The sequence below is a fragment of the Companilactobacillus futsaii JCM 17355 genome (assembly GCF_001435505.1).
In the GTDB taxonomy this organism is placed as follows: domain Bacteria; phylum Bacillota; class Bacilli; order Lactobacillales; family Lactobacillaceae; genus Companilactobacillus; species Companilactobacillus futsaii.
In genome coordinates, this window is the sequence record NZ_AZDO01000101.1 from 1 (window position 1) to 21,082 (window position 21,082).

23 protein-coding genes, 1 other RNA gene, 1 pseudogene and 1 other annotated feature are annotated in these 21,082 nt (G+C 34.7%); of the genes and pseudogenes, 21 read left to right on the plus strand and 4 right to left on the minus strand.

The features are described 5' to 3' along the window. Window positions 1-30: 30 nt before the first annotated feature. The 4 genes from FC88_RS07780 to FC88_RS12900 all read left to right on the plus strand — a co-directional run bounded on the left by FC88_RS07780 (window position 31) and on the right by FC88_RS12900 (window position 2,696). The gene (locus tag FC88_RS07780; protein WP_162256542.1) at window positions 31-1,050 is read left to right on the plus strand and encodes an MFS transporter; all 1,020 of its coding nucleotides are present in this window, start codon (window positions 31-33) and stop codon (window positions 1,048-1,050) included. Window positions 1,051-1,139: 89 nt separating this feature from the next. Beyond that, complete coding sequence (locus tag FC88_RS07785; RefSeq protein ID WP_057814443.1) at window positions 1,140-2,192, plus strand: minor capsid protein; 1,053 nt, start codon at window positions 1,140-1,142, stop codon at window positions 2,190-2,192. After that, entirely contained in the window at window positions 2,192-2,419 is a 228-nt protein-coding gene (locus FC88_RS07790; protein ID WP_057814445.1) for a hypothetical protein, read from the plus strand. Before FC88_RS07785 ends, FC88_RS07790 begins: the two co-directional genes overlap by 1 nt. A 127-nt stretch (window positions 2,420-2,546) precedes the next feature. Then, a complete protein-coding gene (locus FC88_RS12900; protein ID WP_157060453.1) occupies window positions 2,547-2,696 on the plus strand; it encodes a hypothetical protein in 150 nt (49 codons plus the stop codon). A 326-nt stretch (window positions 2,697-3,022) separates the two neighbouring features. Here the strand turns inward: FC88_RS12900 and ssrA are convergent. Beyond that, window positions 3,023-3,387: a transfer-messenger RNA gene (gene ssrA, locus FC88_RS12655) on the minus strand. Window positions 3,388-3,529: 142 nt separating this feature from the next. On the opposite strand from ssrA, the gene FC88_RS07795 reads away from it, so the two are divergent. Next, a complete protein-coding gene (locus tag FC88_RS07795; protein ID WP_057814447.1) occupies window positions 3,530-4,168 on the plus strand; it encodes a DUF3862 domain-containing protein in 639 nt (212 codons plus the stop codon). 47 nt (window positions 4,169-4,215) lie between these two features. Here the strand turns inward: FC88_RS07795 and FC88_RS07800 are convergent, their stop codons facing one another. Next, window positions 4,216-4,815, minus strand: a complete 600-nt coding sequence (locus FC88_RS07800; protein WP_083484607.1) for a YitT family protein — start codon at window positions 4,813-4,815, stop codon at window positions 4,216-4,218. A 209-nt stretch (window positions 4,816-5,024) separates the two neighbouring features. On the opposite strand from FC88_RS07800, the gene FC88_RS07805 reads away from it, so the two are divergent. From FC88_RS07805 to FC88_RS07850, 10 genes are all read left to right on the plus strand, one after another. Then, window positions 5,025-5,690, plus strand: coding sequence for a DPBB and LysM peptidoglycan-binding domain-containing protein (locus tag FC88_RS07805; RefSeq protein WP_057814451.1), 666 nt, complete (start codon window positions 5,025-5,027; stop codon window positions 5,688-5,690). Between the two features lie 662 nt (window positions 5,691-6,352). Continuing rightward, window positions 6,353-7,177 (plus strand): MetQ/NlpA family ABC transporter substrate-binding protein, encoded by an 825-nt coding sequence (locus tag FC88_RS07810; RefSeq protein ID WP_057814454.1) that lies wholly within the window; start codon window positions 6,353-6,355, stop codon window positions 7,175-7,177. 31 nt (window positions 7,178-7,208) lie between these two features. Continuing rightward, window positions 7,209-8,543, plus strand: a complete 1,335-nt coding sequence (locus tag FC88_RS07815; RefSeq protein ID WP_057814456.1) for a M20/M25/M40 family metallo-hydrolase — start codon at window positions 7,209-7,211, stop codon at window positions 8,541-8,543. Window positions 8,544-8,550: 7 nt separating this feature from the next. Further along, window positions 8,551-9,609 (plus strand): methionine ABC transporter ATP-binding protein, encoded by a 1,059-nt coding sequence (locus FC88_RS07820; protein WP_057814458.1) that lies wholly within the window; start codon window positions 8,551-8,553, stop codon window positions 9,607-9,609. A 3-nt stretch (window positions 9,610-9,612) separates the two neighbouring features. Next, window positions 9,613-10,302: a methionine ABC transporter permease gene (locus FC88_RS07825; RefSeq protein WP_057814460.1), complete on the plus strand. Its 690-nt coding sequence runs from the start codon at window positions 9,613-9,615 to the stop codon at window positions 10,300-10,302. Next, window positions 10,301-10,537, plus strand: a binding site (T-box leader). Its footprint overlaps the gene before it by 2 nt. Window positions 10,538-10,590: 53 nt before the next feature. Next, window positions 10,591-11,421, plus strand: coding sequence for a MetQ/NlpA family ABC transporter substrate-binding protein (locus FC88_RS07830; RefSeq protein WP_057814462.1), 831 nt, complete (start codon window positions 10,591-10,593; stop codon window positions 11,419-11,421). Between the two features lie 86 nt (window positions 11,422-11,507). After that, a complete protein-coding gene (locus tag FC88_RS07835) occupies window positions 11,508-12,335 on the plus strand; it encodes a MetQ/NlpA family ABC transporter substrate-binding protein (RefSeq protein ID WP_057814464.1) in 828 nt (275 codons plus the stop codon). Window positions 12,336-12,437: 102 nt separating this feature from the next. Further along, complete coding sequence (locus tag FC88_RS07840; RefSeq protein ID WP_057814466.1) at window positions 12,438-13,256, plus strand: helix-turn-helix domain-containing protein; 819 nt, start codon at window positions 12,438-12,440, stop codon at window positions 13,254-13,256. Between the two features lie 100 nt (window positions 13,257-13,356). Next, a complete protein-coding gene (locus tag FC88_RS07845; protein WP_057814468.1) occupies window positions 13,357-13,542 on the plus strand; it encodes a PspC domain-containing protein in 186 nt (61 codons plus the stop codon). Window positions 13,543-13,560: 18 nt separating this feature from the next. After that, window positions 13,561-13,749 carry a PspC domain-containing protein gene (locus FC88_RS07850; protein ID WP_057814470.1) on the plus strand — a complete coding sequence of 63 codons (189 nt, stop codon included), beginning with the start codon at window positions 13,561-13,563 and terminating at the stop codon, window positions 13,747-13,749. Between the two features lie 36 nt (window positions 13,750-13,785). Here the strand turns inward: FC88_RS07850 and FC88_RS07855 are convergent, their stop codons facing one another. Both FC88_RS07855 and FC88_RS12905 read right to left on the minus strand, forming a co-directional pair. Next, window positions 13,786-14,577 carry an HAD family hydrolase gene (locus FC88_RS07855; protein WP_057814472.1) on the minus strand — a complete coding sequence of 264 codons (792 nt, stop codon included), beginning with the start codon at window positions 14,575-14,577 and terminating at the stop codon, window positions 13,786-13,788. Between the two features lie 86 nt (window positions 14,578-14,663). Further along, on the minus strand, window positions 14,664-14,795 hold the full coding sequence (locus FC88_RS12905) for a hypothetical protein (protein WP_420865080.1): 132 nt from the start codon (window positions 14,793-14,795) through the stop codon (window positions 14,664-14,666). A 105-nt stretch (window positions 14,796-14,900) separates the two neighbouring features. Here FC88_RS12905 and FC88_RS07860 point away from each other — a divergent pair, with 105 nt between their 5' ends. From FC88_RS07860 to lpdD, 6 genes and pseudogenes are all read left to right on the plus strand, one after another. Next, complete coding sequence (locus FC88_RS07860; RefSeq protein ID WP_057814474.1) at window positions 14,901-15,791, plus strand: LysR family transcriptional regulator; 891 nt, start codon at window positions 14,901-14,903, stop codon at window positions 15,789-15,791. Continuing rightward, window positions 15,781-18,132, plus strand: a complete 2,352-nt coding sequence (locus tag FC88_RS07865) for a UvrD-helicase domain-containing protein (protein WP_057814476.1) — start codon at window positions 15,781-15,783, stop codon at window positions 18,130-18,132. The genes FC88_RS07860 and FC88_RS07865 overlap by 11 nt, the downstream gene beginning before the upstream one ends. Further along, window positions 18,110-18,397, plus strand: coding sequence for a LasU family protein (locus FC88_RS07870; RefSeq protein WP_057814478.1), 288 nt, complete (start codon window positions 18,110-18,112; stop codon window positions 18,395-18,397). Before FC88_RS07865 ends, FC88_RS07870 begins: the two co-directional genes overlap by 23 nt. A gap of 141 nt (window positions 18,398-18,538) precedes the next feature. Next, a pseudogene (locus FC88_RS07875) lies at window positions 18,539-20,014 on the plus strand (UbiD family decarboxylase). A 12-nt stretch (window positions 20,015-20,026) separates the two neighbouring features. After that, entirely contained in the window at window positions 20,027-20,599 is a 573-nt protein-coding gene (locus FC88_RS07880) for a UbiX family flavin prenyltransferase (protein WP_057814479.1), read from the plus strand. Beyond that, on the plus strand, window positions 20,599-21,006 hold the full coding sequence (lpdD, locus tag FC88_RS07885) for a prenylated flavin chaperone LpdD (protein WP_057814481.1): 408 nt from the start codon (window positions 20,599-20,601) through the stop codon (window positions 21,004-21,006). Before FC88_RS07880 ends, lpdD begins: the two co-directional genes overlap by 1 nt. Window positions 21,007-21,082 lie beyond the last annotated feature (76 nt).

A 21,082-nucleotide genomic window follows, 5' to 3' on the forward strand; every position in this document is an offset into this window, starting at 1 on the left:
TTTTATTTATTTTTTCTTAAGGTGGCTAACTTGATTATAAAATTCGCCAATTTTATCGGTAATTATATCGGCGGAAAAATGTTTGACCGTTTGGGAGGTCATAAGACAGCTTTAATCAATGCTTCAATTGCTTTGTTGGCTTTGATAGGCTTGATAATTAATCATGATTGGCCTGCTTTTCCAATCTTTTTATCGATGTTAGGTTTTGGTATCGGTGGGACTTATACGGTAATTAATTCTTCAGTGGCTTTTATTGAGGGAATCGATCGATATAAAGTTTTCAATAATATTTACATGGGCAGTAAAACTGGCAGTTTAATTGGAACGACCATTTGTAGTGTCATTGTAGGTATCCAAATAAGTTTGGTCTTTGTGGCCGACTTTATTTGCGTGTTGAGCTTTTTAGTTATGGCATATTTTCTATACAATAATCCTGCAAAAATTAGTAAAAAAGAACCTGCTAAGAAAATTTCATTTAAGTGGAAATTAACTCCAGGAATTGGGTGGATAATTTTATTTCTAGGTATGACTTGGATAGTCAATTCTCAATGGGGCAGTAATATTTCTACGCATTTGACTGATATTGGGGTGCCAGTTGGTAAATACAGTTTTTTGTGGACAATTAATTCTTTGATAGTGATGGCCTTCTTACCGGTGCTCAATCATTTTGCTGGAAAGCGTGACTGGTTCAAAAAGATTCAAGTTGCTTTAGGTGTCGCGTTGTTTATTGTTGCTCTGGGATCTTTAGTCGGCTCCACGCAATATTTGTCCTATGCGGCCGGGATGGTTTTCTTAACTCTAGGTGAAATGTTAGTTTATCCAACTGTGGCAGCTTTAGTGAGTGAAACTACGCCAAAAAGCGAGTCAGGATTGTATCAAAGTATCGTCAGTATGTCGGAAAACTTTCCTAAGGCAATTGGACCATTTCTTGGTGGAGTTTTGATTGAGAAGAGTTCCTATAATACGATGTTTCTGTTAGCTATGATTATGTTAGTTTTGTCACTGTTTGTGTTGTGGAGAGCTTATAAAAAGTTGGTTTGGGATAGGTAAGAGTTAGTTTAAAATAATGTAGTCGTTTTGCAAGTAATGAAATAGATAGTTTACCTAATAGGTTAATTGATCAGTTTCAAGAAACTTACATGACGACTATTTTTAATACTCAAGTACAACAAAATAAACTCACTAGTAATTTTGCTCGATTCAATGAAGACCAGATTAAATATATTGTTAATCAGCCCTGGCATAAAGAAGACTTCTCAAAGCGTGTTTGGAAAAACTATCGTGATGAATTACCAGGTCAGTTAGTCGATGTGATGTTGCGTGGAACGTTCATGGGTTATAGTACTGAACGTATCACTAAGATGTTTCAACAAAGGTTTGAAGGCATCCGTAGGCATCAAATACATCGTTTAGTCATAACTGAGATGGGGCATATTGCTGAACAAGCCACTTCAAAGGCTTATGGAGAATCAGGAATTGAAGAGTATGAATATATGGCAACTCTTGAATCCCATACCTGTGAAGTTTGTGCTCGATTAGATGGCAAGATATTTAAGATGTCTGAGAAAAAGGAAGGTATTAACTATCCTTTAATCCATCCTCATTGTCGTTGTACTACTGTTCCACATATTAAGGATTTGCCAGATGTTAAAAAGCGTTGGATGCGTGATCCAGGAACTGATAAAGGCAAGATTATTAATAATATGTCTTTTGATGAATGGAAAAAATCTTTTGGCATTAATCCATCTGGAGCCATATCTGGAGCATTGAATGATAGAAATGACCCAGGACAAATTAAGAGAACTGCATTTGCAAATAATTATTATCAAGAATTGCGAAATGCTAATAGTAAGGTACTGATTGAAAGAATATCTAAAAATTCTAAAATTTCATCAGAGGTTGTAGAACGTGCGTTAAATCATATATTAAATTCTAAGTATGAATTGTTTGATCCAGAAACATATGGAACAACCGTTCGTAACTTTGATCCAAGCTATGATATGGCTCAAAGTTTGCAGCGATTGAGAACTGGAACACCACTAAAACATGATATAATAATGTTGAAGCATGAATCATACGAAGCACAGTTGATGGACAAAAAAGGATTAAATTATCGTGAAGCCCATGAGCTAACCAATCAAGTTTATAATTATCAATTGGTTCTGGATAAATGGAAGGAGGATTACCAATAATGATGATGATTTATACACTAGTTTCAGAGAATAATAAGCATCGTGTTTATAAGGTGGTCTCCGATAACGATGAAGGAACAATCATAGTCAATAAACAAACTCATGAAGCTAGTTCTCAAGGGGCATTTAGTTCAATGTTTTCTAAAGAATTCATTGAAAAACTAGCTGTTGGAACTCTAAAATTTAAAACAAATCCGCCTAAGGAATTTACTTATGGTGTAGGTTAGAGCACTCGGTATTAATTGAGTGCTATTTTTATACCCTTTTTGACCTGAGCAAGTCGTAAAAGTGCTTATTTTTTATACCTCAAATGTGGCCGTTCCACGTAAATCTAACGAGAGAGGATTTTTAATTATGAAACGAGAATTTTTAAAGAGTTTGGACTTAGACGATAAAGTCATTGAACAAATCATGTCGAAAAATGGTGTTGATATTGAAAATGTCAAAAAGTCATTTGGAGATGTCGACTCAATCAAACAAGTAAAAGGGAATGATATTGTATAAGTATTTGTAGGCATCGGATGATTTTTTTAGTACTTTCTATTGGTTAATTGCTTCTTATCTATACTGGATGTATCGTCATATAAAACGTATGATGTATGACAATGTAGAACCATTGGTAATTTATTAACTAGTTATTATCCCTTCAAAAAAACCACCACGTTAAGAAACGTGATGGCGCTCGCCCAACCAATGAAATTTATTTGTGTTTCATTGTTACTTTTTGATATGCAGTGATATGCAATCGTTAAAATCTAATGAACTTGTAAAAATAAAAAAACCAGTGATATCAAGGCTTTTAAGCCTCAATATAACTGGTTGATTTCTCATTATGGAGGTGAGGGGAATTGAACCCCTGTCCATGCATAATGCTATGCAAGCCTCTACACTCATAGTCGTATCATTTGAAGTTTCGCCATCATGAACGCCATACGACCCGGCTCACCACAATGACTATCCCGATGATCTCTTTTTAACTATTCAGGATGCACAGTTAAACGTAGCCCAATAATTTTGAGACCCATTTCCAATCCTTGGGCGAAATTAGAATGGATCACGCTTAGACTGTTTTTAGGCAGCTAATGCGTAGTTATTATTATTTTTTGCAGTTATAATAAACTGTGCGTTTTAAAGGGACGCAAGGCCCTAAGTGCAGCCTGCACGCTACTACACATGTCGAATCCAGAACACCCCCATTGGTGTCCACCCACTATAATATCTAATTATTGATTAATTAGCAACTATAAAGCTTGTTTTTACAATGAAAATAATAATGCTTTAAAGGTGCTACTTTCAGTAAATATTGGTAGAATACGGGTTGAAAACGGAGGTAAGAAATGAACGAACAAAATGAAGGAAAACCCTTCTACAAGAGAAACTGGTTCTGGATTATGATTCTCTCCATTTTTATCATAGTATCAGCGACTACTTATATCGCTAATTTTTCTTTCTATCAAGGAAAAGCTGATTCAACTGTAGTCAGCCAAAAGAAAACTAAAAAAACTGTTGCAGACTTGTCTTTATCTGATAAATATAATGAATTAAAGACAGGGAAAACAGGATACTCGAAAAAAGAAGTTATCCAATTATTAGGAGAACCAACGTCAGTTCAACAAATTGATGATACTAGCCAAGTGGCCAGTTTGACTTGGGATAAGATGGATAATGGTAAATCAATCGTTATTCAGGTAACCTTTGAAAAGGGTAAAGTTTCTGCCAAGTCAATTCAGGGGTTAGACATTGACCGAAAACGACTTCTGACTAAGAAAGATTACAATAAACTTCAGAATGGAGACAATTATAATCGAGTTTTAGACGTATTGGGTGACCCAGATGATTATTCTGATACTAATGGAATAAAAACATTAATATACGAATCGGATTTAGCTGAAGCTGATCCAACGTATGATGCTTTAATTAAAATCGATGTTGCTAACAATAAAGTGGTTTCTCTAACACAACAAAATCTCAAATAAAAAAGGTGCATATGTCAAAACACGTTCTGCTTTGATATGTGCGCCTTTTATTGTGCAATTTTTTTACGGAATATGCCAAACCCTTTAATAGATAGACTAGAGATTCCTACTGACATAACGGCCAGTGAAAAGGAAATCAAATCACCTAAAGCTAAATTTCCTAAACAAACTAAAGCATCGATAATGAACAAACTGATATATTTCTCAATACCAAAGTTTTTATGAATGATCATTGGGGGGACTGTAGTCCCACCACTAGACATATTTAGTGCGTAAAGAATTGCTAAACCAATTCCAAAAATGATACTTCCTACTATTATAGAGATAACTCGATTATTAGGGATTAAATTAATTACCGGTGTTATGAACAGTAATAATGGTAATAAGAAACTTCCCAGCGCTAATTTAATAGTAGTTTGACGATCTAAATGTAAGTAAGCCAGTACTAACATCACAATATTTATGACAAGAACCGAGATGAATGTTGGGATTTTCCATCCTGCTTGCAACAAGATAGCAATTCCAGTGGCTCCACCGGCTGCTATACTGTGCGGCTCGAAGAACATATTTAAACTAACTGCGATAAGTTCCAAAGCAACTAACATTATTAGTAGTTTTGAGGACAATCTTTGTTTTTTATTCTTCATACTAATAACTATATCATGAATATATTTTTTGGGACAATAAAAGTACTCATTACCTTTATTTATCAATGTTTCAATAAGATTACTTAAATTACATAAACAGTTGAAAATGTAACTTTGCGGTTGTTGTCATGTAATATAAACCTGTTAGTATAGCACCATAGTAATTGAGAGAGCTCAATAATCTAAACTATTAAGGATGTAATTAATATATGAAAAAAGTTTTATCTATCGCTTTAGTAAGTGCAATGGCTTTATCAGGAATTCTTGCTTCAACTTCTAACACTGTTCAAGCTGCCGTAAATAACGGAGACAATACAGTGACAGTTGAAAAGGGTGATACTTATAAGAGTATTGCAGAAGCTAATGGAATTAGTATTTCTGCTCTAGAACAAGCTAACGGACGTGAAGTTGGCGGATTTGACTTGATCTTCCCAGGTGAAACAATTACATTACCTGGTGCTACAACTACAACCGATACTACAAATACAACAACAGATACATCAGCACAAGCAACTGATGCTTCACAACAAACACAAACACAATCACAAACTGCAAATACACAAGCAGCTACAGATACAACTTCACAATCAACAAGTACAACTAGTACTTCACAAGGAACATTCAAGATTTCATTTTATGATCCAGCAGTATTAGGTTCTAACATGGGTTATAGTGGTGTTGCTGCTAATCTATCAGTCTTTCCTAAGGGAACTCAATTAAAGATTACTTTAGCTGACGGAACAGTACTCTATAGAACAGTTAATGATACAGGAACATTTGCCAACAGTAACTCACAACAATTGGATGTCGCTATGCCAAGTTCATCAATTCCATCATATGGTGTAACCACAGCCTCTGTTGAAGTGTTATCATAGGCATGTACCAGACAATTGCAAAAGAAATCTCCTATTAATTTAGGGGATTTTTTTATTAATGAAAATCTAATCTTTTAATGTAAAAAGATAAATGAAAATAAATTTTTATATTTTTTATTTCTAAAAATATATTGCTTTAACGTTATAAAAGGCATAACGGCAATGCTCATTAACTATTGCTATTCATGGATTTGAACACATTTACTAATATAAATGACTTTTGGCATAAAACTATAAAATTAGAAAACTAACTGAAAAAACTTATTTTTATTGTTTGACATTTCAAAAATTAGATTGTATTATCTAACCAATGATTAACAAAGAGATATTTATTAAACAATTTGATCGGGGGAAGTAATTCAACCTCGTTAGTACAGAAAGCCTCTAATTGCTGAGATGAGGACAACGACTTGGATGAAAATGACCCGTGATTGGTGCGCTGAATCTTCGGATAAAGATGCAATGGTTGGTACCCTTTACAGTACACGCGTATAGAACTTTTGTACGTTGTTAAGGGGATAAGTGTAAATTTATTCCGAATTAGAATGGTACCGCGGAAAGCCGCTTCTAACATTGAACCCAGTGGGTTTAGTTAGAAGTGGTTTTTTTGTTTTTATAGATATTTTCAGTTGATTAAGTATTAGTTAAGGTGGGAGAGAAATATGAGTAAATTTAAGAAGTTTAGCAAGGTAATCTTATTAGCTTTTACAGCAATATTTATTTTTGTATTAGCTGGCTGTGGAAAACAAAGCAGTGACAAGACAGTTAAAGTTGGTATCAATCCTTCTGATGAAGAAATTTGGAAGGTAGTTAAGAAGAACGTTAAGAGTGAAGGCATTGATCTTCAAATCAAAACTTTCAGTGATTACAATCAACCAAATACAGCTTTGAACCAAGGAGAAGTTGATATCAACGCTTATCAACATACTGATTTCCTAAATTCATGGAACAAAGCACATCACACAGATTTAGTTTCAATTGGTAAAACAGTTATTCAACCAATGGCTCTATATTCAAAGAAGATCACAAAGCTTAGTGAACTAAAGAACGGCGACAAGATTGCTATTCCAAATGATGCATCAAACGAAGCCCGTGCATTGCAGTTACTAGAATATAACGGCATTTTAAAATTAGATGATAGTAAGACATTGCCATCAACTAAAGATATTAAAGAAAACAAATTGAACTTGAAGTTTACAACTGTTGATGCAGCCCAAACAGCTCGTGTCATGGATGATGTTACTGCTTCAATCGTTAATGGTAACGTTGCTAACGATGCTAAATTGGATCCTAAGAAGGCTGTTGTGACAGAAAAGATTAACAAGAATTCAATTCCTTGGATCAATATCATCGTTGCTCAAAAGAAAGACAAGAACAACAAGACTTACAAGAAGGTCGTTAAAGCTTTCCAAACAAAAGATGTTGAAAAAGCTATCAAGAAAGTTTATGGCGGAAACGAAATTCCAGCCTGGAACGCAAAATTATAATCAGACGTTAAAAATATGAGGAGGTTTTCTAATGTCAAAATTATCAGATCCATTAATTCAGAATTCGATTGAAGATTTAGAGAAATATATCGCACTGCCATCTGTTTCAGCAAAGAATCAATCTATCCCTGAGACAGCCGAATTCCTCAAAAATCTACTAGAAGATTTCGGAGCCGATGCTACAGTTTGGAATGAGTTTGAAGCCCCTGTCGTTTTTGCAGAGATCAAACCTAAAAAGCCAAGTGATACTACCATCCTGATTTATAATCACTATGATGTACAACCAGCAGAACCACTTGAGCTTTGGAATTCAGATCCTTTCAAATTAAAAGTAACAGATGATAAATTTATCGGACGTGGAGTTTCCGATTGCAAGGCTGACTTAATTAGTCGTATCACAGCTTTAAAGATTTATCGTCAAGAACATGGCGACTTGCCTTGCAACATCAAATTCTTAGTTGAAGGACAAGAAGAAGTTGCTAGTCGTCATTTGGAAGATTATTTGAAGAAATATTCTGATAAGCTTTCGGCGGATTTGGTAATTTGGGAATCAGGTTACAAGAATGAAAAGGAACAATTTAATTTCACTGGTGGAAATAAAGGTGTCCTATGTTTTGAACTTGAAGCCACTTCAGCAAACATTGATCTTCATTCATCCTTTGCTGCAGTAGTTGATTCCGCCACTTGGAGATTAGCTCAAGCTTTGAATGCTTTGAGAACTCCAGAAGGAGACATTAAGATTCCTGGTTTCTATGACGACGTTGTAGAACCAACTCAAAAGGAAATTGATTTAGTTAACAAAGCAACTAATCCTGATTTGAAGTCAAAATGGGATTTACAAGTTCCATTATTGAAGAACAAGTCAGTTAACTATAATTTGACTTTCAATCCTACTATTAATATAGAAGGAATCAGCAGTGGCTGGGAAGGACAAGGTGTCAAAACCGTTACTCCTAAAGCTGCTACAGCCAAATTAGAGTTCCGCTTAGTACCAAATCAAGATCCACACGATTTATTCGATAAATTAACCAAGTATTTGAATGATCAAGGATTTACCGATGTTAAAGTTAAGTATTTATTAGGTGAAAAAGGTTATCGTTGGGATTTAGACAGTCCAATCGTTAATAAGTTGATTGATACAGCTAAAGATTTCTTCGGTGGGGAAGACAAAATAGAAGCTTTGCCATCAAGTCCTGGTACTGGTCCAATGAACTTGGTCAACCACTACACGAAGGCTTCAATCGTTTCAACCGGAGTTAGCTATTCTAAAGCTGGCAATCATGCACCAAACGAAAATATTCGGATTCAAGATTACTTAGACTTCATCGATTTCTTTAATCAATTCTTGGGTAAATTAAGGGAGTAGTAAATAAATGGCAGAACAAAATGGGATAATTCAGCTAAAAGATATTGATGTTACTTTCCACAACGAAGGTAAAACAATTGAAGCCGTTAAAAATGTTTCAATTGATGTTCAAAAAGGTGACGTCTTTGGTGTTATTGGTTACTCTGGTGCCGGTAAAAGTACGTTGGTCCGTGTAATTAATTTATTGCAACAACCAACTTCCGGTTCAGTGATCGTTAACAACCAAGATATGCTCAAACTAAGTCAAAAAGATTTACGTAAAGCACGTCGCAATATTGGAATGATTTTCCAACACTTTAATCTAATGAATTCTCTAACAGTCTATGGAAATGTTGATTTTCCTTTGAGAGATTCAGGATTGAGTAAAGCAGAACGTAAGAAGAAGATTGATCACTTACTAGATATTGTTGGTTTGAGTGACCGTGCTCATAACTATCCATCACAATTATCTGGTGGTCAAAAGCAACGTGTTGCAATCGCCCGTGCTTTAGCTTCAGATCCAGAGATTTTGATTTCTGATGAAGCAACTAGTGCCCTAGATCCAAAGACTACAACCGAAATTTTGAATTTGTTAGGTCGTTTGAATAAGGAACTAGGTATCACAATTGTTATCATCACTCACGAAATGGATGCTATCAAACAAATTTGTAATCGTGTTGCTGTCATGGAAAATGGTCAGTTAATCGAAGAAGGTAGTTTGTTAACAATCTTTGGTCAACCTAAGGAAAAACTTACTAAAGACTTTGTTAATACTTCAACTCATATCGGTTCAGTGCTTGATGAAATCAGAGAAAGCGGCATTGTCGATAAGTTATCTGGTCGTTTGATTGAGCTTAATTACATCGGTGATTCTACTAATGAACCAATCGTAGTTGAACTTTATAAGCGTTTTGAAGTTGAAGCCAACATCTTGTTCAGTAATATCGAAAGATTGCAAAATACAACTGTTGGTATCATGCTCTTTGCCTTAACTGGTGAAGATCAAAAAGTTGAAGAAGCTATCAAGTATTTGAATAGCTTGAACGTAAATGTTAAAGAAATTAGTTTAGAGAAAGAAGGCAAATAATCTATGGCAGATTTAGTTAATAAATTTTTACCAAACGTCGTCGCCAATTGGGAAGGTGACAATGGTTTCGTAGTCGCAATTTGGCAAACATTATATATGACTTTTGTCAGTGCCTTATTTGCCGGAATCATCGGAATTATCTTAGGAATTTTACTAGTTGTCACAGCAGAAGATGGTATTACACCACATAAGGCTTTCTATACTTGCCTAGATAAACTAGTTAACCTATTCAGATCAATTCCTTTCATTATCTTACTAGCTGTTATTGGACCATTTACTAAGCTAGTTGTCGGACAAACAATTGGACCTACTGGAGCCTTAGTTCCGTTAGTTGTAGGTACTGCACCATTCTTTGCCAGACAAGTACAATTAGCCTTAGTTGAAGTTGATCCTGGTGTTATCGAAGCCGCTGAAGCAATCGGACTTTCACCAATGAAGATCATCTTCAGAGTTTATTTACGTGAAGGACTTCCAGAATTAATTCGTTCTGGTACTCTAACAATTATCAGTTTGATTGGATTAACTGCCATGGCTGGTGCTGTTGGTGGTGGTGGTCTAGGTAACATGGCCATTTCCGTTGGTTATCAACGATTTGAAAATGATGTTACCATCGTATCTATGTTATTCATCCTAGTTCTTGTCTTCGTAATTCAAGGAATTGGTGATTTTGCAGTACGTAAATTAGAACATTAATAACAAAGTGAACGAAAAAGTAGTCTATTTACCATAATTTGTCCAGAAAGTCTCGGTAGCTGTGAAGAGATCAAATTGATAGATGAAGAATGACTCGTGATTGGCATTCCCGAATAATCAAGGAATGATGGCTGGTATCCATTAAAATACTGACATGTAATACATGTTGATGAGAAAAGTAAGTGTGAATTTACTTTTGAAATAGAATGGTACCACGCCAAATAGCGTTTCTATCTAGGGTTTGACCCTTGATAGGAGCGCTTTTTTAGTTGAGAAGGAGAGATATATATGAAAAAACTTAAGGGATTATTTTTGTTAGTTGTTGCTACATTTAGTTTATTTTTATTAGCTGCTTGTGGAAATTCTCAAGCTAGTGGCAATGGAGAAAAAACAGTTAAAATCGGTGTTACTGGTTCCGACCACAGAACATTAGATGCCGTGGCTAAAAAAGTGAAAAAAGAAGGTATCAACATAAAAATTGTTGAGTTTACCGATTACAGTCAACCAAATACGGCTTTGGCTCAAGGTGAAATTGACTTAAATGCCTTTCAAACAGTTCGTTTCCAAGATGATTGGAATAAAAAACACAAAACAAATATCGTATCTATTGGTTCAACTGTCATTGCGCCAATGTCACTCTTTTCTAAGAAAGTGACTAACGTTGACCAAATCAAACGTGGTGCTAAGATTGCCGTTCCAAATGATACAACTAATGAAGGCCGTGCTTTACAATTACTTGAAAGTGCTGGCTTGATTAAGTTGAATGATGACAAGATTCCTAATTTGCAAGATATTACTGAAAATAAATTGGATCTAAAAATTTCCGCTCTTGATGCTGCTCAAACTGCTAAATCACTTGATGATGTAACAGCAGCCGTTGTTAATAGTGGTGTCGCAAACGATGCTAAATTGAATCGTAAGAGTGCTATTTATCAAGAAAAAGTAACTGCTAAGTCAAAACCTTTCGTCAATATTATTTCTGCTGATAAGAAAGATAAGAATAACAAGACTTATAAGAAGATTGTTGAAGCTTATCAATCAGAAGATATTGCTAAAGAAATCAAAAAAGACTATAACGGTTATGAACTACCAGCTTGGAATTACAAGATTTTACAATAGAATAGTTTTTGCTTTAATTGTTTTGCCATAAGAAGGCATTTCTATTAAGCAAAGGGGATGCCTTTTCAAATTTGAGGAGGAAAATCATGCTAAAGAACCGAATTAAGGGAATATTGTTAATATTCATTACCACACTTAGTTTGTTCATTTTAGCTGGTTGTGGGGGCAATCAGTCAAGTAGTAAAACCGTGAAGGTTGGAATTACAGGTGCTAATGATCCAGCACTTGAGAAGGTCAAAGAAATCGTCAAAAAAGAGGGAATTAACATTAAAATCGTTCAATTCTCAGATTACAGTCAACCCAATACCGCATTAGCTAATGGTGAGATTGATATGAACGATTTTCAGACCTATACTTTCCAATCTGATTGGAATAAAAAACATAAGACTAATATTGTTACTTTAGGAACCACTGTTATTGCACCAATGTCACTCTTTTCAAAGAAAATCACTAAGTTGAGTCAATTGAAAAAAGGTGACAAAGTAGCTATACCAAATGATGTTACTAATGAAGGTCGAGCCTTACAGTTACTGGAAAGTGCTGGTTTGATTGAATTGGATGACAGTAAAATTCCGAATTTGAGAGATATCAAAAAGTATAATGTAGGAATCAAAATTTCGTCACTTGATGCTGGCCAAACGGCTAAATCACTCGATGATGTAACTGCTGCCTGTGTTAATAGTGGTGTTGCTAGTGATGCTAAGTTAAATCCTAAAGATGCTGTTTTCCGTGAAAAGATTACAGCTAAGTCTAAACCATATGTCAATATTCTTTCGACTAATGCTAAGGATAAAGACAATCCTACCTTCAAAAAAATTGTGAAGGCCTACCATACTAAAGAAGTTGCTGATGTTATTAAAAAGCAATTCCATGGCTATGAGAGTCCAGCTTGGACTTATAAAATTTTACAATAATTAAAAAAGGAACTGTTTTTGAAAGCAGTTCCTTTTTGTATGTTTTTATTCCGATTTTCCTTTAAAATAAAGGTAGTATACAAGAGAGAAATCAGGGATAAAATGAAAAATTTAGGGAGTGTCTTAAAAGAGTTACGAAAAGAAAAAGGTTTAACTCAACAAGAATTGGCTGACGGAATTTGCGCACAATCAATGTTGTCAGCAATTGAAAATGATGTCTACGTGCCAAATGCAAATTTGTTGATTAATTTGGCCAATCGTTTAGGAGTGGATTTGGGAGAAATCAGTTTGGCTAACAATTTTGCCATTAGTGATAAAACGGATTTTAATGAAAAAATTAATGAACTCTGCAATCAACATCAATATCCAGGATTGTTGGAATTTTTAAAGAAGTCAGAAGTGATAGACAATTTACAAACTGCTCATCAAATGCAAGCTTATTACTATTATTTGGGTGTTGCTCAATTACAAACTAATGCTATTGATGAAGCGATGAGATCGTTTAGATTATCGTTAACAGAAATTAATCATTTACACTTAGATACGATTTCTCGTTTAGCTTATTTGGCAATGGGGTATATTTATTCGTTAGAAAATAAACGCACTGCAGCTGTGGATAACATTGATTTAGCCTTTCGTAATTGGAATGAATTCAATTATGATGAAAATCAAAATATTTTATATTATTTGGCTGCATTGATTTATTTCAAATTGAACGATTATCAAAATTCGACTGCTTATTTGGTAGACGGGATTACTTTTATAGCTAAGCACAATTCCCATTACATGTTAGCTAATTGCTATTTCTTGATGGCTCGACTAGCTCAAGAGGCTCATGATGATGATGAACGTCTTGAAGCTCACCGTCGTAAGGATTTATTCAGCGAATTGTACAATGAACAAATTTTTAAAGATTTCTAAATCTGTGTGACAAATTTGTAAGCCGATTGTAAGTAATATAAATGTAATTATTTAAGGGAATGGATTAATATATTAATTAAAGATAAAGGGGGAAGCAAACATGCATATTCCAATTAAACGTTCTTACAGTAATAAAGTTTTTGCAGGGGTAATTGGTGGATTATCGGAACATTTCCAATGGAATCCAGCTGTTGCCAGAGTTTTATGGGTAATTGTTAGTTTAACGCCATTCCCAGGTATCATCGCTTATTTAATTCTCTGGATGTTGATGGAAAATCCAGATTAATCTGTTGAGGTGAAAGTAATGCATATTTCAGTGAGAAGATCTAAAGACAATCAGGTGTTAGGTGGTGTCATCGCTGGTTTTTGTGAAAAATATGATTGGAATCCAGCGGTTGGTCGAATATTGTACGTGGCATTATCGTTGACACCTATTTTTCCAGGAATCATTGTTTACTTGATTTTGTTGTTAATCATGGAAAAACCAGAATAAAAAAGCTCGTTAGATGAAAGTCTAACGAGTTTTTTATTACAACTTAAAATATGTTTGTAAGGTATTGAGAACACCATCATGATTGTTGTCAGTTTCCGTGACTAAATCAGATGCTTGTAGTATTTCAGGTTTGGCATTTTTCATAGCGACGCCGAGACCGACTTCTTGAATCATTTCTAGATCGTTGAGGTTGTCGCCAAAAGCCATGATTTCAGTTAATGGAATACCTTTTAACCTGCTTAAGCGTTCTAAAGCAATACCTTTGTCAATGTTGCTACGCATAATATCGATACTGCCAAAACCGCTGACAGCTGCATAAACGTCATTTCCATAATGTTCATTTAAGAATTTGATTGCTTGAGTTAAATCAGCGTGTTGTAATTGAATGTTGAATTTGAAGAAAGTATCGTCAACTTGGAATAAATCAGGGACGATTTTGAGATTTTTCATGTGGTAGAGTGGTAAATCTTTCTTACTTTCAGCGTAAGTAGCGGACTTACCAGAAATTGATAAAGATTTTAAATCTAGTTCACGGTTTAGAGACTTAATCATTTCATGAACTAAACTTTTAGGCATAGGATGTTCAAAAATCGTTTTGCCTGCTTCAACTATTTGAGCGCCATTTTCAGCGATGAATAAATCGATTGTGGGAGTCTTTTCAAAAATTCTTTTTAAATGATCGTAGTTATTGCCACTTGCGACAGTAAATAAAATATTTTTTTGATGAAGTTTATCGATATAGTCATTCAAACGCTTTACATCATAATTCTTATTATCATCAAATAAAGTCCCATCGATGTCAGTTGCAACTATCTTTATTTCAGCCAAATTATTTCCTCCTATTTGTTTCGTCAGTAAAAATGATACACGACCAAAATAAAAAAACAACCGACTTATGTAATCGGTTGTAAGTATTAGAGTAGTGGTAAGAACCAGTTAGCCCAGATCCAACTCAAAGGCATGATAATTACCATCGCCGGAATCATGTCAGCTATTGGGAACATCTTTAATTTGACCATTCTAAAGCCAGTTGGCATAATCGTAATACCCCTTTCAAATAAGAACTATGTTCAACTTTAGAATTGGTAGGGGGAATAAACAATTCAAAAACTATGATATAGTATTCTAAAATGGAATAGGAGGCATGGATATTGGATTTGCATAAGTTACAGATTTTTGTAGATTTATCTAAAACGTTAAATTATACTGATACGGCTAATAATTTATTTACTACCCAGGGAAATATTTCTAAACAGATTTTGTCCCTTGAAAAAGAGTTAGATGTGCCATTGTTTAAACGGGCCCATCGTAAAATCGAACTGACTCAACAAGGTGAGATTGTCTTGCCTTATGCCAAAGAGATCCTCGCTAAATATAGTGAAATGACGATTAAATTGGCTGATTTTCAAGATTCTAAGAATTTAACAATTGAAATGCACACTATTCCGACAATGCCTAGTTATGTCAGTTTTAATTTGATCACGAAATTTTTGCAGCAACATCCTGAAGTTCACATGCAGCTCAAAGAAGAAGAGAGCTATAACTTAGTGAACTCTTTAAAATCTGGTCTCTGTGAGATTATTTTTGCCCGAATGTTTGATTTCGATGGTTCTGATTTGGAATATATTGAAATGGAAGATGACGATTTCGTGGCCGTCTTACCGAAGAATCATCCTTTTGCTAATGAAGAAATTTTAGATTTAAAAAAGTTAAAGAAAGAACGTTTCTTAATATTGGGGCCGTCGACGAATCTTTATGACCCCGTTATTAAATTGTGTCAAATGGCAGGGTTCAAACCAGATATTAGTTATCAGGGTACTCGTGTTGATTTGATCATGCAGATGGTTCAAAATAATATGGGTATTTCTTTAATGATGAAAAAAACTGCACAAAATTTTGACAATAAAGCATTTTCTCTCGTACCGTTAACAACAAATATTGCTAATAAATTATGTTTTGTTAGAGTTAAAGGTCAACATTCAAGTGCTAATAATATGTTTTGGAAATATGTCAAAACGCACATGAAAGATATTGGGGGATAAGGATATTCAAAATTTATCAACGAAACAAATAATCGATCTGATGGAATCAGGTCTTAATATAAAGTTCTCCAATGAACAAATTGTTATTTTGGAAAATGATTTTACTAAACCATTACTAGTTAACGCCTGCGCTGGAGCTGGTAAGACGACAATCTTTATTTTGATGGCTTTGATTGCCATTGCTAAGAAGGACGCTGACCCTGATGAAATTTTAGGGATCACTTTTTCACATAAATCGCGAGTTGATATGGGTGATAAGTATAATAATTTTGTAAAAGAATTAAGTGAAGTCGGATTAGATTTACCAGATGGTCGACCTAATTTCACCACATTTCACGCTTTGTTTTATCAATTATTGCGTCAAAATCAGGAATACCAACAAGCACGAGTTTTGACTAGTTATCGTTTATTTACTCGAGATTTGTCAGATGCTATTAAACATCCCAGTACGATGATTACCAAGTCGGAAATGTTGGAACAAATGTTTAATCTTAATGGTTATTTGATCAATCAAGATTTAACCGACGATGGGATATTACCTCGGGGCGCTAATATTTCATTAACTGCAGCTATTGAAGAAATGTCAGGATTTTCTAGACAAAACCATGATGAAAATTTTTATTCAGATTACGTTGATGTGATGACAAAATATCGAGAATTAAAGCGACAAAATGGCTATATTGATTTCAATGATATGAAGATGTTGCTGTTAAAAAGTATGGAAGATCCTAATCATTTGCAATTTTATCAACGTATCATGTCTCGTTATAAAATTGCCGTGATTGATGAGTTTCAAGATATTGACAACCTACAGTGGAAAATTATTTCCAAATTATTGAGTCCAGAAACGATGCAACATTTAATCGTTATAGGTGATGATGATCAGAGTATTTATGCTTTTCGTGGCAGTAATCCAAAGTACATTTTGAACTATAAAAAATTATTGCCTAATGCTCAAAAGAAAAATCTTTCGACAAATTATCGGACTGGTGAAAAAATTCTTCAAAAGGTTATCCCTTTGATTAAAGAAAATCATGTTCGCTTGGATAAAGATTTACTTTCAGGAAGAAGCGGTATTGGAAATTTTGTACTCTACAGTAGTAAGAAATCTGGCTTTAGTCGCAAATCTAAGATGCTCAAACATTTGGTCAAACAAATCAACGATCCCGATATTGATAATGAAGATATTGCCATTTTAGTTCGCTATAATTCTTCACGCATGTTGCTGGCTGATTGGTTAGCTAATAAAGAAATTTATGCTGATATTAACAATGCTAGTGCCATTTTGCAGAATAATTTAATTTATCGAATTATTACTGAATTGATGAAAGCTTTGTGGAAAGATGAATATAAGTATTTTTCTGAACAATCTAATCGAATTGGTTTCAGTAAATATAGGAATCATACGCAAAAAGTTGAAACTCGAGCTGATGATAAATTTCGTAAACTTAGCAAGTATTTACTAGCGGCAGAAAGTTACAATGTTGAATTTAATACGCCATTGAAACGAACCGATGAACGAGTTCAAATTTACTTCAATAGTATCAAACGTTTTAAACAAAGAATGGAACAAGCTGAAAACAAAGAGAGTCAAGAAAAAATTTCTAAAGCTTTGATCAAGGATTTATTTCAAGCAGCAATTAAATTAACCGATAAATATTTCGATTATATGATTCAAAAGAAATTTATGGCTAAATCTGAAGTTAATGAGATCAAAAATTATCTTGAAGAAGAGTTGGAAACATATCACAATATTGATGATTTTTTCTTCGATGAGGAACAAAAAAAATCCATCTTGTCGAGTCAAGCTGAACGGGATAAACAAGAACATCACATTCAATTTTTGTCCTTACATCAAGCTAAAGGACTAGAATTTAAATACGTTTATTTGTATGGTTTAACGAATAAAGAAGTTGAAAAACCAGGTTTGTCGATCAATGAATGGTTCCCACCGGATATGACTTTTGAACAATTTGCGAAAAAATGGAATTTTATTTATAACAAGAGTTATGAATATTTGGGAACAGCTCTGGAAGCAACGAGAATTGATGATTATCAAGATTTTTGGAAAAATAATGCTTTTAATCCGATTAATTTAAAGGAAACTCTGCATAAGAAAAAAGAAACGAGTATGTTTCATAATTTTTATCAAGAAGTGAAAAATTACTCAGAATTTATTGAAGAAGAAAGACGTTTGCTGTATGTTGGAATTACTCGAGCACAAGAAGAATTGTGTATGAGGATTGCACCAGATTCAAATCCGTTGTTGTTTGAATTGGATTTACCAAAGAAAAAGAAAAAAGTAAATGGGGATAGTCATGAAAATACGTCGCACAATTGAGATAGTTCCTAGTTTTGTTTTAATTGCGATTTTTATTTATAGTTTATATTTAAAAGCGATTGGTGGTAGCTGGGTCAATTTGTTTGTTATTGGAATAACTGGGTTGAGTGCTTACATCCCAATAGCAGTTTTTATTGAAGCAATTGCTAATTCGTTTCGGAATATTCGGCCAGTACCAATGCGAGATAAATTATTTTATGGATATATGATTATTATTTGGGTGATTGCTTTAGTAGTGGCAATCGGCTCGATGGGACAAGCTTAGTGATGAAAAATCATCATTAAGCTTTTTTTGTTGCAAGAATAAAACTATTCCATTATGGAATACATATCAAGATAACTTGAATTGTTCCCAGTATATACAGACCCTATAATTATCGTGTTAAGAAAAAGAGGAGGCAATTTTATGTCAGAGCAACCATATGATTTAAGAAGAGTTATTGACGAGTTAAAACAACAACCTGATCAATATCACGAAACTGATGTTGAGGTCGATCCCGATGCTGAATTATCCGGTGTTTATCGTTATATCGGTGCTGGTGGAACAGTTAAGCGTCCAACACAAGAAGGACCGGCAATGATGTTCAACAATGTGAAAGGATTTCCTAATACACGTGTTTTGACTGGTGCCATGGCCAGTCGTAAACGTGATGGAATGATTTTGCACCACGATTACAAGACTTTGGGACGTTTGTTGAAGGATTCAGTCGAACATCCCGTAGCTCCAGAAATGGTGGATTCTGACAAAGCTCCAGTTCAAGAAGTAGTTCACAAAGCAACTGATAAAGATTTTGATATTAGAAAGATTTTGCCAGCTCCAACTAATACTGAATATGATGCTGGTCCATATATCACAATGGGTCTAGTGCTAGGTTCAGATCCTGATAAGACTATGACTGATGTCACAATTCATCGTATGGTTTTGGAAGATAAAGACACTATCGGGATGTACATCATGCCTGGTGGCCGTCACATTGGTCATTTCCAAAAGCAATTTGAAAAATTAGATAAACCAATGCCAATTACAATTAATATTGGTTTGGATCCTGCTATTACTATTGGTGCAACATTTGAGCCACCTACAACGCCACTTGGGTATGATGAATTGAATATTGCTGGGGCTTTGCGTAACCAAGCGGTTTAATTAGTCAATGCTACATCGGTTGATGAAAAGGCAATTGCTCGTGCTGAATACGTCGTTGAAGCTGAAATCATGCCTAACCAAACAATGCAAGAAGATATCAATACTCATACCGGTAAAGCTATGCCAGAATTCCCTGGTTACAATGGTGATGCCAATCCAGCCGTTAATGTGGTCAAAGTCAAAGCTATTACTCACAGAAAAGATAATCCGATTATGCAAACAACGATTGGACCTAGTGAAGAACACGTTTCAATGGCTGGTATTCCAACTGAAGCAAGTATTCTTGAATTAGTTGATAAAGCCATTCCTGGAAAAGTTGTCAATGTCTACAATCCTCCAGCAGGTGGTGGTAAGTTGATGACTATCATGCAAATCCATAAGGATAATGAAGCCGATGAAGGTATTCAAAGACAAGCAGCAATTTTAGCTTTGTCAGCCTTTAAAGAATTGAAGACAGTTTTCTTAGTAGATGAAGATGTTGATATTTTTGATATGAACGACGTGGTTTGGACGATGAATACTCGTTTCCAAGGTGACAAAGATATCATGGTGCTACCAGGAATGCGTAACCATCCACTCGATCCTTCAGAAAGACCGGAATATGATCCTAAGTCAATCCGTGTTCGTGGGATGAGTTCTAAAACCATCATTGATGGAACAGTTCCATTTGATATGAAAGACCAATTCATCAGAGCTTCATTTAAAGAAGTCAAAGACTGGCAGAAATATTTAGATTAAGGAAGTGTTGAAATGGCACGCAAGAGAAAAATTGTCATCGGAATTACCGGTGCTTCAGGTACGATTTATGCGATTGATTTGATGAAGAAATTAAGTCAAATTTATAGTGTTGAAACACATGTCGTCATGAGTGCTTGGGCCAAAAAGAATTTGCAACTAGAAACTGACATGTCCCTAACAGATCTTAAGCAGTTAGCAGATTATTTTTATAGCGATAGTGACTTAGGAGCAACCATTGCTAGTGGTTCGTTTTTGACTGATGGGATGGTTATCGTACCAGCTAGTATGAAGACCGTCGCTAGTATTGCAGTAGGTATCGGTGATAATTTAATTTTTCGTGCAGCAGATGTCACACTAAAAGAACAACGTAAATTAATCATTGTTCCTAGAGAAACGCCGTTGAATACGATCCATTTGGAAAATATGACTAAATTATCTAAGATGGGCGTACAAATGGTTCCTCCTATTCCAGCTTTTTACAACCATCCCCAAACCATTCAAGATTTAGTTGATCATCAAACAATGAAGGAATTAGATGCTTTAGGAATCGAAAATGATTCTGACGGTCGTTGGGAGGGAATTTAATGAAGTTTTCAGTCACACAAGAAAATTACACGATGAATTTGGAAGTTTTTGTAATTGGTGAAGACTTGTTCGTAACGATAACTGGCGGCGATACACCTCACATTGGAACAGTGACTACTTTGACGAAGAAGACTGATATTCAAACGATTCGTTATCCGAGCCACGATGGTAGACTTCATAAAGACGACGTTTTAGCCGTTCGAGTTGCTAAAATAATTCAGTCGAATTTGCCAGGTAGCTGTACGATTACCGCTGGTGTTCACGTTAATCACATTTCTAGAAAGCAAATTGCCGTTTCTTCTCAAATGGCAAAAAAACTTGGAGAAGATTTGAAAAATTGGTTACAACAAACTGATTTTGACGCTCCAGAACCAGTTTATTATTCCGACTCAGAAAATCCGCAATAGAAAAAGACTTAGAAGATCATTGAAGTGCTCTAAAATTGTTAGACATAATCTAACAACTTTGGGAGCACTTTTTTTT